The organism is Dietzia sp. IBK-p2-15D (assembly GCF_057773105.1).
In genome coordinates, this window is record NZ_JBYMTK010000031.1 from 1 (window position 1) to 536 (window position 536).

Annotated in this window: 1 protein-coding gene; it reads right to left on the minus strand. The window is 40.7% G+C overall.

Translation table 11 applies throughout. The features are described 5' to 3' along the window. Nucleotides 1–354 precede the first annotated feature (354 nt). A partial coding sequence (locus AC3DEV_RS16710; RefSeq protein ID WP_488372818.1) for a hypothetical protein occupies nt 355–536 on the minus strand: 182 nt, incomplete at its 5' end.

The window sequence follows — 536 nt, forward strand, 5'->3', positions numbered from 1 at the left end:
GAGTCAAAAAAAAGCCATGAGAAATAGTAAAAGTTGAGAAGTCAGCTTCCCATTTTTTAGCGGTCGAAAACACGCCCATTTTGGTACCAAAAGCCAATTCTCAAAAATGAGAAAGTTTAGTTGGCTCTAACGGATGTTAGTATAATAGCCGTTTGAATAGAGGCAAAAGTGTAAAGTTAATTAATAACTGTAATTATCACACGCCAAGGAAGTGATAGTTAACTAGGTGATAATTAACTCTTTTGTGCCATGAAATAAGCGAATCATTCCATTTACTACATTATGGCAACCACTAGTCTGTAGGGATAAATACCTGTTCAACAGGTATTTTCCACATGGCATTTACCGCCACAATCAGACATTTGCCTTGCTCCTTTGCCTACCGATCTGCGATTCTGCAATCAATCCTCGTACCATCAATTCGAGCTTCCTGTAGCCGATCATTTCCGCTATATCGCTTCGATAGGCCCAGGACACCAGTTCCCCAAGATATTCCGGCGTTACGGGCTGATCCTCTAATATGCACTTGTCGATGT